An 11,577-nucleotide genomic window follows, 5' to 3' on the forward strand; every position below is an offset into this window, starting at 1 on the left:
TTCAATACCCCCCCCTCTTCCTATCTGTGGGTTTGGGCGCCAGGACGGGGTGGCCGCCGCCCGGTGGGTGCGGCCCCGCCGGTCGTGCGGAGGGGTGTCCCCTGCTTCCCCTGCTCGGGTATCTCCGGTACTCGGCTACTTCCGGTATTCGGTTACTTCCGGAACTCGGTTACTTCCGGAACTCGGTTACTTCTTGTACCCGTCGCGCAGCACCGGCCAGGTCTCCGGTCCCACCGAGCCGTCCTTGCCGAGGCCGTGGTCGGACTGGAAGCTCTTCACCGCTGCCGTGGTCTTGTCGCCGTAGATGCCGTCGACCGTGCCCGGGTTGTACCCCCAGTACTTCAGCAGGCACTGGACCTCGGCCGTTCGGTCCCCGACGTGTCCGGGGGAGACGACGTCGTTCCAGGCCCAGCTGTAACCCGCCGTGTATCCGGCGTAGTTGGCGGTCTCACGCCAGCCGACGCTGCAGCTGTAGGTCGTGGCGGCGTGGACCGGTGCCGCCACGGTGGAGCCCGCCGCCGCCGACGCGGCCGGCGCCGCCGCGAGACCGCCGCCGAGCGCCACTGCTGTCATCGCGAGCACGGCCTTCGTACGCATGGACATGGTTCGTCTTCCTCTCTGCGAGTGTTTCGTGGGACCCGCACGCACGGACGGCGCAGTGCGGGTGGTCGGAGAACGGCCGGATCGGACCCCGTCGGGATACGAGGTCAATTCACCAGTGCCAGCCAGGTGCCGGGGCCGACGATGCCGTCGGGGTCCAGCTGGTTCCGGGTCTGGAAGGCGGCCACCGCCTCACGCGTGCCCGCACCGAAGGAGCCGTCGACCGACAACGACGCACCGTGGGCGTCCAGTTCGGCCTGTACCGCGCGGACGGCGGCGCCGCGATCGCCTTCCCGTACGGTGGTGACGAGCGCCTGCCAGGTCCGCGGGCCCACGACGCCGTCGGCGTCCAGCCGGTTCCGGGTCTGGAAAGCGGCCACCGCCTCACGCGTGCCCGCACCGAAGGAGCCGTCGACCGACAACGACGCACCATGGGCGTCGAGCAGGTACTGAAGGGTGGTCACCTGGCGGCCGGCGTAGCCCTCCTGGACGACCGGCCAGGCGCCGGCCGGTGGCGGCGGTGGCGGCGTGTAGGTGCCCTTGAGGGCGAGGTTCCTCAGGTCGCGCGCCGTGCCGTTGAACAGGTCCTGGTCACCGGGGAAGGGCCCGGAGTCGGAGGTCTGCCAGATCGCGTAGCTGGACCAGCCGTCGGGCAGCGGATGCGGGGTGCCGGTGTAACTGCCGATCCAGAGCAGGTTGGTGGCGGCGAAGGCGGAGGAGTTGCCGGTGCACTGCGACCACCACGTCGCGTTGGTGTTGATCACCGCGTGGCGGCCGGTGCGGCGCAGGTATTCGCCGTCGAACGAGGCGATCCAGCGGACCGTGGCACCGGGGTCCACCCCGTAGCACGTGGGCAGACCAGGGGTGGGCTCGACGTCGAGGACGCCGGGCAAGGTCCTGCCGTCGGGCCGCCAGGCGCCTCCGTGGTCGATGAAATAGTCGGCCTGGGCGCTGCCGGAGGACTTGTCCGGCCGTGCGAAATGGTAGGCGCCGCGGATCAGGCCGGCCTGCGCCGCTCCGTCGTACTGCCCCGAGAAGCGGGAGCTGATGTAGGACGTGCCCTCGGTCGCCTTGACGTAGGCGAAGGAGGCTCCGCCGGCGGCGGCCGCGGGCCAGTCCACGGTCTCCTGGTAGGCGCTGACGTCGAGCCCGCGCACGGCGGCACCGGCGGCCGGCAGCGACCGCGGCTGCGACTGGGGCTGCGGCTTCGTTCCGTGGCCCCCGCCGATGGCACCCCCGCCGATGCCGCCCGCGCCGTGGACGGGGCCTTGCACCCCGGTCTGCGCGTGGCCCGTACCGGCGACTGCCGTCGCCGACGCCGGGGTGGCCAGCAGTGCGGCGGTGACGGTCACCGCGGTCAGTGCGCCGAGCGTCGCCGCCCGCAGGCTCCGTCCGGCACACGGAGAAGGCCCGCGGGACGGCCGGGGACTTCTCGGATCACTCGCCACCCGCTCACGCACCATCCGTTCCGGCGCCACTCGTTCAGGCGTCACCCGCTCACGCAACACCCGTTCACGCGCCACCCGTTCACGCACCATCCGTGCATGTCCTTTCGGTCGTCCGCCTGTTGCGGCGGTGGTCATGAGGCCGCGCGGCCGCCACGGACAGGCGGCCGCGAAACGGCATCCCCGTGTCCGCTCCCGGGACGTGCTCCGGCGACACCCCCGTCGCCGCCGGTCACCGGCCTCGTCGCCACGACGACGCCGTGGTGCGGCCCCGGTGTGCGGAACCGCCACAAGACTCTGGGCGGGCTCGTTGTTGCGCACCCTCGAAACGGCCCGTGAAACAAAGATCCCGGCCACCGCCCTGGACGCCGGTCGGCTGGAACGCGCTGCTCAGGGATGCAACCCGCACACGGCGGTGCCAAGGTTGTCCCTTCCTGCTCGTGCCGACCGTGGGAGATGGGATGGGGCGTCGTGAGGGCCCGCTGGATCCGGCCGCAGGGCCGATCCAGCGCTTCGCGTTCGAGTTACGCAAGCTGCGCCAGGACACGGGAGGCCTGACCTACCGGGACATGGCGCAGCGCACGGACTACTCGGTCACCACGCTGTCGCGGGCGGCCGCGGGCGACCAACTGCCTTCCCTGGCCGTGGTGCTGGCCTTCGTGGGGGCGTGCGGCGCGGACGCCGGGGTGTGGGAGAAGCGCTGGCACGCGGCGGCCCAGGACGTGACCGCAACGGAGGCGGATTCCGACGACACGGACGCCCCCTACCGGGGGCTGGCCCGCTTCGAACCCGGCGATCAGGATCTGTTCTTCGGGCGCGACCAGCTCGTGGCCCAACTGGCCGAGCGCGTGCGCACCCACCGCGTGGTCGCCATGGTGGGCGCGTCCGGCAGCGGCAAGTCCTCCCTGCTGCGCGCGGGGCTGATCCCCGCGCTGCGCGCTCAGGATGCGCCGGGGTGCCGACCGGCGGCCATCCGGATCCTCACCCCGGGGCCACGCCCGTCGTCCACGCACGCCGATGCGCTGACGGCGAGCCGGGAACCCGGTGACACGATCGTCGTGGTCGACCAGTTCGAGGAACTCTTCACCCTGTGCACGGATCCGGCCGAGCGGGCCGCCTTCCTCGACCTGATGGTGGCCGCGGTGCGGCCGGAGAGCGGGCTGCGGGTGGTGATCGCGGTGCGGGCGGACTTCTTCGGCCGCTGCGCCGAGCATCGCCCGCTCGCCGCCGCGATCAGGGACGCCACCCTCCTCCTCGGCCCCATGGGACCGCCCGAGCTGCGTGCGGCGATCGTCAGGCCCGCCGCGGCCGCCGGGCTGATCGTCGAGCGCACGCTGACCGCGGAGATCGTCGAGGACGTCGCCGAGGAACCCGGCGGACTGCCGTTGATGTCCCACGCCCTGCTGGAGACCTGGCGCCGCCGCAAGGGCCGCACCCTGACCCTGGCCGCCTACCGGGTGGCAGGCGGTGTCCACGGCGCCCTCACCCGCACCGCCGAGGAGCTGTACGGCCGGCTCTCCCCGGAGCAGGCCGAGATCGCCCGGCGCATCCTGCTGCGGCTGATCACTCCCGGTGAGGGCGCCCAGGACACCAGTCGCCCCGCCGACCACGCCGAACTGCAGGCGCAGAGCGCCGCCGCTTCCCCCGCGGACACGGCCTCGGTACTGGAACGACTGGCCCGCGCACGGCTGATCACGCTCGACGGCGACACGGTCCACCTGGCCCACGAGGCACTGATCACCGCCTGGCCGCGGCTGCGGTCCTGGATCGACGACGCCCGCGACCGTCTGCGTGTCCATCGCCAGATCACCGAAGCGGCCCGCTCCTGGAACGCGCTCGCCCGGGACCCCGGGGCCCTGTACCGCGGCACCCGCCTCGCCACGGCCGAGGAGTGCTTCACCGGGCATCGCGCGGATCTCAGCCCGGTCGAGTGCGCCTTCCTCGACGCCAGCAGCGCCGCCCGCGAGCAGGAGCGGCGGGCGGCGGCCCGCACAGCCCGGCGCTTCCGGGTCCTGCTGTCCGCGGTGTCCGCCCTGCTGCTGCTCGCCTCGACGGCCGCCGTCGTCGCCTTCCAGCAGCGCTCGCTGGCCCGCGGCAGCCTCGACCGGGCGGTGGCCGAGCAGATGGTGGCCGAGGCGGGCCAGCTCGACGCGACCGATCCGTCGCTGGCCTCGCGGATCTACGTGGCGGCGCACCGGCTGCGGCCGGACCACGAAGCCGAAGCGGGCCTGCTGGACACGCAGCACCTCGCGCTGTCCTCGGTGCTGTCCGGGCACACCCAGGCGGTGTACGCGGTGGCGTTCTCACCGGACGGCCGCCTCCTCGCCACCGGAGCCGGTGACGACACCATCCGGCTGTGGAGCCTGGCCGATCCCTCCCGTCCCGTCCCGCTGGGCAGGCCTCTGACCGGGCACACCAGCTGGGTGTACTGGCTGCAGTTCTCACCGGACGGTCGCACTCTGGCCAGTGCGAGCCGGGACCGTACGGCACGGCTGTGGGACGTCCGGGACCCGCTGCACCCGCGGTCCCTCGGCAGGCCGCTGACCGGGCACCGCGACTTCGTCTTCTCCGTCTCGTTCAGCCGTGACGGGCGCACGCTGGCCACCGCGAGCCACGACCGCACCGTGCGGCTGTGGGACGTCGCCGACCCGGCGCACGCCAGGGCGCTGGGCCGGCCGCTCTCCGGTGCAGGCGACTCCGTCGCCTCGGCCGCCTTCAGCCCGGACGGCCGCACGGTGGCGGCGCCCGGCCACGACCACCTGATCCGGCTGTGGAACGTCACCCGGCGCACGCACCCCAGGCCGTGGCGGACACCGCTGAGCGGCCCGGACGTCGTCTACGCGGTCGCGTTCCGCCGGGACAGCCGGGTGATGGCCAGCGTGGGCAACGACCACAAGGTACGGCTGTGGGACGTGGCCGACCCGGCACACGCGAAGGCGCTGGGCGCACCGCTGACCGGGCACACCGACACCCTGCTCGCCGTGGCGTTCTCCCCCGACGGCCGGACACTGGCGACCGGCGGCGCCGACCACACCATCCGGCTGTGGGACGTCTCCGACCCGCTGCATCCGGCCGCCCTCGGGCAGCCGCTGATCGGCCACGCCGGATTCGTCAACTGGGTGGCGTTCAGCCCCGACGGCCGGTCGCTGGCCAGTGCGAGCGACGACCACGCCGTACGCCTGTGGCATCTTCCGCGCACCGTGCTGGGCGGCCGCGTCGGTGCCGTCGCCGGCGTCGCGTTCGGCCCGGACGGCCGCCGCATGGCCAGCGTGGACGAGGGGAGGGTACGGCTGTGGGACGTCCGCGACCCGGCCCGCGGCAGACAGCTGAGCGAGCTGCCGGCCGAACGCCTTGCCAACCGGGTGCTGTTCCACCCGCGGGGCCGTCTGCTGGCCTCGGCCGACGGTGACGGCATCGTGCGGCTGTGGGACGTCTCCGCGCCGGGCCGTCCCCGGCAGACCGGCCTGGTCCGCACCGGCGACACGGACGGGGCCGACGGCGTGCTGGCCTTCACCCCCGACGGGCATGTCCTGGTCACCGGCGGCCCGAAGGACAGCCTGCGGCTGTGGAACGTCACCGACCCCGCACGCCCCGCGGCCCTCGGCAGCCCGCTGACCGGCCACATCAGCCACGTCAACTGGGCGGGTGTCAGCCCGGACGGCCACACCCTGGCCAGCACCAGCGAGGACGACAAGGTCCGGCTGTGGAACATCGGCGTTCCCTCACGTCCCCGGGCCCTGCCGGACATCCGTACGGGAGACACCGGGGGCACCCTGTGGGGCGCGTTCAGCCCCGACGGGCGGCTGCTGGCCACCGCCGGTGTCGGCCACGACGTGCGCCTGTGGAACGTGGTGGCTCCCGCGCACCCCACAGCCCTCGGCACGGCACTGACCGGGCACACCGGCAAGGTGACCTGGGTGGGTTTCCGCCCGGACGGCCGCACGCTCGCCGCCGCCGGCGAGGACCGGACCGTCCTGATGTGGGACATGAGCGACCCGGCCCGTCCGGCCCCGTGGGGCCGGGGGCTCACCGCCGGGCACACCGACGCGATAGAGACGGCCGCCTACCGCCCGGACGGGCAGCTGCTGGCCACAGCGGGACCCGACGGCATGATCGAGCTCACCCCGCTCGGGCTCGGCCAGGCGATCCGGCGGATCTGCGCCACCACGACAGGCCTGCTCACCCCGGCGCAATGGCCGCGTTACCTACCGGGACTCCCCTACGCCCCGCCGTGTCATGGCGGGTGAGGTGTGCTCCGTGCTGTCGCCGGGCCGTCCCCGCGCCGCTTCCCTCCCCGGGGTCATGCCGTGACCGACGGCTCCGTGAGCAACTCCGCAAGGAAGCCGCCGAATTCGAGGAGCCCGGCCAGCCGTGGTCCCCGGCGGAATCCGCGGCGGCGGCCTGCGAAGACGGCCTGGACCATCTGCAGTTGGGCCCAGCGGCGGACCCGCTCGCGGTCGAGTTCCGCGTTCTCGGCGAAGGCGTCCAGGGCACGGTGGACGGCCTTGGGCAGGTCGTCGGCTTCGTGGAGCGACACCGCGTACGTCTTGAGCAGGGTGCCGCCGTCGTAGGCGGGGTCGCCCGCGTGCCCCTTGGGGTCCACGGCCGGCCAGGGTTCACGGCGGGCGCGGAGGATGTCGCGGGCGTGCAGGTCGCCGTGGACGAGGGTGTCGGGCTGGGCGCGGGCCAGTTCCCGGACGGTGGCCAGGGCCTCGCCCACCACGTGCGGCGGCAGCGAGTGGGACAGTTCCCCGGCGTCCCTGCGCAGCTGTTCCTCCCAGGCATCGGCCCGCTCGCGCAGCCGGGAAGACCGGGCGGCGCGGGGACGGCGAGCCGGCGGTTGGTCCGTCCCGCGACGGCGAGCAGTTCGTCGCCGTCCGCCCGTTCGGCCAGGGTCGACGTGCCGGCCCATTCCAGCAGCATCGCGAACCGCTCGTCGTCGCGCTCGTGCAGCAGCACGGCTCCGCGCCCGCCCTTCACGGCGAACGCGTCCGGCTCATGCACATTGCCGGGGTGCGGGAACGACACCTTCAGTACGGCGGTGGCCCGGTGCGCCGGCCCGTGCACCGGGACGATGACGCCGACGCCGCCGTGCAGGACCGCGCCGTCGGGCACGCAACCCCAGCGGGCCGGCAGTTCGGCCACGATGCCGGGCAGTGCGGCGAGCCACGCGGCTCCCAACTCTCCTTCGCGCTCGACGGTGGTCCGTGCGAACGCCTCTGGCAGATCGATCGTCTTCCCCCCGTTCCGGTCGGCCGGTCGGCTCACCCAGGTCTGCCGATCGGCGGGGAGGCGGGCCGTAAACCGGGTGGAGGCCGGCCTGCCGTTCCGCCTAGGGTCGCGGAATGAGTACCCGGATCTTTCGTATCACCGTCCGCGGCGTCTTCGACGGGCTCAGCGCCGCCCAGCGCGCCGAGCTGCTGGCCGACGCCGCCGAGCACGACGTCCTGCGCTCCGCCTACACGCCCGAGGGACACCTCAGTTACGACATCGCGGCCCGGACCGCCTTCGTCTTCCGGTTCTCGGACAGCGGGGAGGAAGAGGAGGACGTCCTGGAGTCGACCGAGCGGGCCGAGGAGACGGCGAAGGCATGGCTGACCGAACGCGGTTACGGCTTCAAGAACCTCCGGTCCAGCGCGGAGGACCTCTCGCAGGCACCCGTGGGGAAGCGGCAGCGCCGCGCCGCACGTTCGAACGGCTCATAAACTTGACTACTCAAGGAGATGGCAATGATCAGACGCGAGGAGCGCGGAGGTGGAGACGCACGTGAGTGACGCCCTCGACGCCTCGCTGCGGCTCGTGCGGGCGCAGACGGCTCTCGTACGGCGCTTCGACGCCCGGCTGGGCGGGCTGCACGGCGTGAGCCTGGCCGACTTCACGATGCTGCTGCGCCTGGGGCAGGCGCCGGGCGGCCGGATGCGGCGGGTCGACCTGGCCGAGGCCCTGGGGCTGACGGCGTCCGGGGTGACCCGCGGGCTCGCCCCCCTGGAGCGGATCGGGCTGGTGACCCGCGAGCCGGACGCCCGTGACGCGCGGGTGGCCTATGCGTCGCTGACCGGGACCGGCAAGCTGCGGCTGAAGGAGATGCTGGCGGCGGCCGAGGAGACCGCCGCCGAGATCTTCGCGGGTCCCGCGTGGAGCGAGGAGGACCTCGGCCGGCTGTCCCTGCTGCTGACCCGGCTCGGCGGCACCGGCCTCCACGGCCACGGCGGCGCAGCCCGCTGACCCGCCCCGGCGACGAGCAGCGGCTTCGGCGCTCGGCCACCACTTCGGGGGTGCGAGCCCCGGCCGCCGCGGCCCGTCGCCCCCTCCCCCATCCGCCCGTCTGAAATCCAGCCACCGTACGGCCTGAACTCACCGTGGTTCAGGTCACGTTGCCATGTGGCCGAATTGTGAGAGTTCGGTGCCCGTGGCCATGGCATGCTCATGGCTCACGACCGAGTTACCAGCCGGTTCTACCCATAGGTAGAACCGGCTGCTGTCGGTGCATCCTCGTCTCCACCCCCCACCTCCCACAGGACCGACCTTGCGCAGACGCACGAGGCACGGGCGGGCCCTTCTGCCCGCCTTCGCCGTGACCGCCCTCCTTCTCGCCGCCGGCTGCTCCTCTCCCGCGCCGCACGCCGAACAGCCGGCATCGGGCCACGGCCAGGACATACGGGCCGCCGAAGGCCCCGCGGACCACGAGCTCACCGTCGCGGCCGCCCCGACGCCCGCCGCCACCGCGACGGCCTCGGCCGGCCCGGCCGGTTCGGGCCGACGGGCGCACAAGACCAAGCTCAGCATCAGCTCCTACGACAGCCGGACCCGGCGAGCCGTCCTCTCCAAGGGGCAGGCGGGAAGCGGGACTTCGCAGCGCCCCTCAGCCTCCGCTTCGGCCTCCGCTTCCGCCACCCCCTCCCCCGCATCCTCGGCCGCGCCGCACGAGGCCGCCGTGGGCGACGTCATCGCCAGCGCCCCGGCGCCCGGGGCGCCGCACGGGCTGCTCGCCAAGGTCACCAAGGTGATCGGCGAGACCGACCACGGCACGGAGGTGCAGACCGAACCGGCGGCGCTGAACGCGCTGCTGGGTGACGACACGGCGAAGGGCACCGTGCCCGTCGACCCGTCCTCCTTCACCGTCGACAAGCTGCTGCCCGACGTGAAGGTCTCCTGGGCCAAGGCCGGTGACGTGCACGTCGGTCCCAAGGGCGCGACCGTGCCGCTCGGCAGCCTCCGGCTGGACGTCGGCGCCTCGGTGGCGACGCCCAAGGACGCCCCGGCGTCGGCCGACGCCTCGCTGTCCGGATTCGTCCAGGTGGCCCCCCAGGTCGACTTCACCTACGGCGGCGCCGGGACCGATGCGGCGCCGGGTTCGGCGTACCTCGGCGTCTCCGGCGACTGGACCTCCGGGTGGGCCCTGAAGGGCCGGGCCGCCGCAACCACCGGCACCCCGCTGCGGATCCCGTTCGCCAAGCTGCATGCCGACCCCGTCCTGCAGGTCGGCCCCGTCCCCGTGGTCGTCAACCTCGACCTGACCTGCTACGTCCAGATCAGCGCCGACGGCCACGTCACCGTCGACGTCCAGCAGAGCCTCAAGGGCGACTTCAAGGCGGGCGGCACCTTCGCCCCGACCAAGGGTTGGACGCCGGTCAGCTCGGCGGACATGACGAGCACGCCCGTACACGCCTCCCTGACCACGGCGGGAAGCGTGAAGACGGCCCTCGGCGCCGAGGCGTCCGTCGGCCTCTACGGCACCGTCGGCGTCACCGCCGACCTGGCACCGTACCTGCGCGGCGAGGCCTCCGGGACCATCACCGCCGACTCGGGCAACGGCGGCGTGCAGGCCAAGGGTGACTGGGCGCTGTACGGCGGTGTCGACCTGTCGGGCACCCTGCGGCTCCAGTTGTCCATCTTCGGCACACCGGTGCTGCAGCGGAGCGTTCCGCTGGGCTCGCTGCACCGCGAGTGGAAGCTGACGGGCGGCTCCCTGTCCTCGTAGGCGCCGTCGCGGACGTCAGGCTGCGTCGCCCGGTATCCAGCCCTGGCGGCGCAGCACGGCCGACACGTCCGGCGCCCGGTAGTGCTCGCCCTTGAGGACCTTGCCGTCGGCACGGCGGGCGACCTCCCCGTCGGGACCCAGCTTGCTCATGTTGGCGCGGTGGATCTCGGCGATCACCGCGTCGAGGTCGATGCCGTGGACCAGGGCCGTGCCGTACGCCACGTACACCACGTCCGCCAGCTCGTGCGCGAGCCGGTCCAGCGGGCCCTCGACCGCCACCTCGGCGACCTCCGCCGCCTCCTCGGCGAGCAACTCCCCGCGGTGCGCGGCCAGGTCGGGACCCACCTCCGTCGGTGTGCTGCGGGTGTCGAGGCCGAAGGCGAGGTGGAACTCGTGGACGAGGCGGGCGGGTGAACGGCTCATGCAGCGACTCTATCGGCCGCCGCTGACAGCGCCTGCGCACTTCCGCACGGCCCCGAGGTGACCCCGGCCCTGTGACCCCGGCCCTGGTCAGTCCCGTACACCGCCTGGCAGGATCGCCCGCATGTCCAAGGTGTTCCCCCGTTTCAGCAGGCGCCGGGCGCTCCAGGGTGCGGCCGTCGGTGTCGTGGCCCTCGGGCTGCTGCTGTGGTGGCTGCTTCCGCTGGGCGAGAAACCGCCGTCCGGCACGATCGTCTTCAGCACGGGCACACCGCGCGGGGTCTACCAGGAGTACGGCGAGCGGCTGCGCACCGAGCTGGGCACGGACATGCCCGGTCTGACGGTGAAGCTGCTGAACAGCGCCGGTTCGCAGGAGAACGTACAGCGGGTGGCGGACGGCAAGGCCGACTTCACCATCGCGGCGGCCGACGCGGTGGAGACCTACGAGGCGCAGCACCGCAGCGGCGCCGGCCGGCTGCGCGGTGTGGCCCGGCTCTACGACGACTACCTGCAGCTGATCGTGCCGCGCGACTCGACGGTCGCGAGCGTCGCCGACCTCCGGCACAAGCGGGTGGCCATCGGCCTGCCCGACTCCGGGGTGCGGCTGATCGCGAACCGGGTCCTGAAGGCCGCGGGCATCGACCCGCGCAAGGACATCACGCCGATGTCCGACGGCATAGACACCGGACCGGCCCGTCTCGAGCGGGGCGGGATCGACGCCTTCTTCTGGTCGGGCGGGCTGCCCACCAAGGGGCTGGTCGAGCTGGCGAGGAGGACGGGCTTCAAGTTCGTGCCGATCGACGGCGACCTCGTCTCCAGGCTGCACGCCGACGGGGGCGCGGCTCGTTACTACCGGGCCACCACCATTCCCGAGTCGGCGTACCCGTCCGTGCAGCACGGCTCCGTGGTGCCGACGATCGCGGTGTCCAACCTGCTGATGACGCGCAAGGACATGGATCCCCGGCTGACCGAGTGGCTGACCCGCACGGTGATCAAGAGCCGTGACGACATCGGCGCCCACGTCCACTCCGCACAGCTGGTCGACCTGCGCACCGCGGTCTACACCGACCCGCTGCCGCTGCAGGAGGGCGCCCGGCGCTACTACCGTTCGGTCAAGCCCTAGCGAAGCCC

The 11,577-nt window shown here is 73.2% G+C and carries 8 protein-coding genes and 1 pseudogene; 5 read left to right on the forward strand and 4 right to left on the reverse strand.

Going from position 1 to position 11,577, the window contains the following annotated elements:
• Nucleotides 1-186 precede the first annotated feature (186 nt).
• Nucleotides 187-603 (reverse strand): peptidoglycan-binding domain-containing protein, encoded by a 417-nt coding sequence (locus AB0H32_RS27900; protein WP_361125548.1) that lies wholly within the window; start codon nucleotides 601-603, stop codon nucleotides 187-189.
• A gap of 104 nt (nucleotides 604-707) precedes the next feature.
• A complete protein-coding gene (locus AB0H32_RS27905) occupies nucleotides 708-1,952 on the reverse strand; it encodes a GH25 family lysozyme (protein ID WP_361125551.1) in 1,245 nt (414 codons plus the stop codon).
• A 554-nt stretch (nucleotides 1,953-2,506) separates the two neighbouring features.
• Here AB0H32_RS27905 and AB0H32_RS27910 point away from each other — a divergent pair.
• A complete protein-coding gene (locus AB0H32_RS27910; RefSeq protein WP_361125554.1) occupies nucleotides 2,507-6,292 on the forward strand; it encodes a helix-turn-helix domain-containing protein in 3,786 nt (1,261 codons plus the stop codon).
• 53 nt (nucleotides 6,293-6,345) lie between these two features.
• On the opposite strand, the pseudogene AB0H32_RS27915 reads toward AB0H32_RS27910, so the two are convergent.
• Nucleotides 6,346-7,277: pseudogene (locus AB0H32_RS27915) on the reverse strand (aminoglycoside phosphotransferase family protein).
• Between the two features lie 113 nt (nucleotides 7,278-7,390).
• Here AB0H32_RS27915 and AB0H32_RS27920 point away from each other — a divergent pair.
• The 3 genes from AB0H32_RS27920 to AB0H32_RS27930 all read left to right on the forward strand — a co-directional run bounded on the left by AB0H32_RS27920 (nucleotide 7,391) and on the right by AB0H32_RS27930 (nucleotide 10,026).
• On the forward strand, nucleotides 7,391-7,750 hold the full coding sequence (locus AB0H32_RS27920) for a DUF6204 family protein (RefSeq protein WP_361125557.1): 360 nt from the start codon (nucleotides 7,391-7,393) through the stop codon (nucleotides 7,748-7,750).
• Nucleotides 7,751-7,799: 49 nt separating this feature from the next.
• Entirely contained in the window at nucleotides 7,800-8,270 is a 471-nt protein-coding gene (locus AB0H32_RS27925) for a MarR family transcriptional regulator (protein ID WP_361125560.1), read from the forward strand.
• Nucleotides 8,271-8,571: 301 nt separating this feature from the next.
• On the forward strand, nucleotides 8,572-10,026 hold the full coding sequence (locus AB0H32_RS27930) for a hypothetical protein (RefSeq protein ID WP_361125563.1): 1,455 nt from the start codon (nucleotides 8,572-8,574) through the stop codon (nucleotides 10,024-10,026).
• 15 nt (nucleotides 10,027-10,041) lie between these two features.
• Here AB0H32_RS27930 and AB0H32_RS27935 read toward each other — a convergent pair whose 3' ends face one another.
• Nucleotides 10,042-10,449 carry a MazG nucleotide pyrophosphohydrolase domain-containing protein gene (locus AB0H32_RS27935; RefSeq protein WP_361125566.1) on the reverse strand — a complete coding sequence of 136 codons (408 nt, stop codon included), beginning with the start codon at nucleotides 10,447-10,449 and terminating at the stop codon, nucleotides 10,042-10,044.
• Nucleotides 10,450-10,570: 121 nt separating this feature from the next.
• Between AB0H32_RS27935 and AB0H32_RS27940 the strand changes: the two genes are divergently transcribed.
• Nucleotides 10,571-11,569: a TAXI family TRAP transporter solute-binding subunit gene (locus tag AB0H32_RS27940; RefSeq protein WP_361125569.1), complete on the forward strand. Its 999-nt coding sequence runs from the start codon at nucleotides 10,571-10,573 to the stop codon at nucleotides 11,567-11,569.
• The last annotated feature ends 8 nt before the right edge of the window (nucleotides 11,570-11,577 follow it).

Source organism: Streptomyces sp. NPDC020362, from assembly GCF_040642095.1.
Classification (GTDB): domain Bacteria; phylum Actinomycetota; class Actinomycetes; order Streptomycetales; family Streptomycetaceae; genus Streptomyces.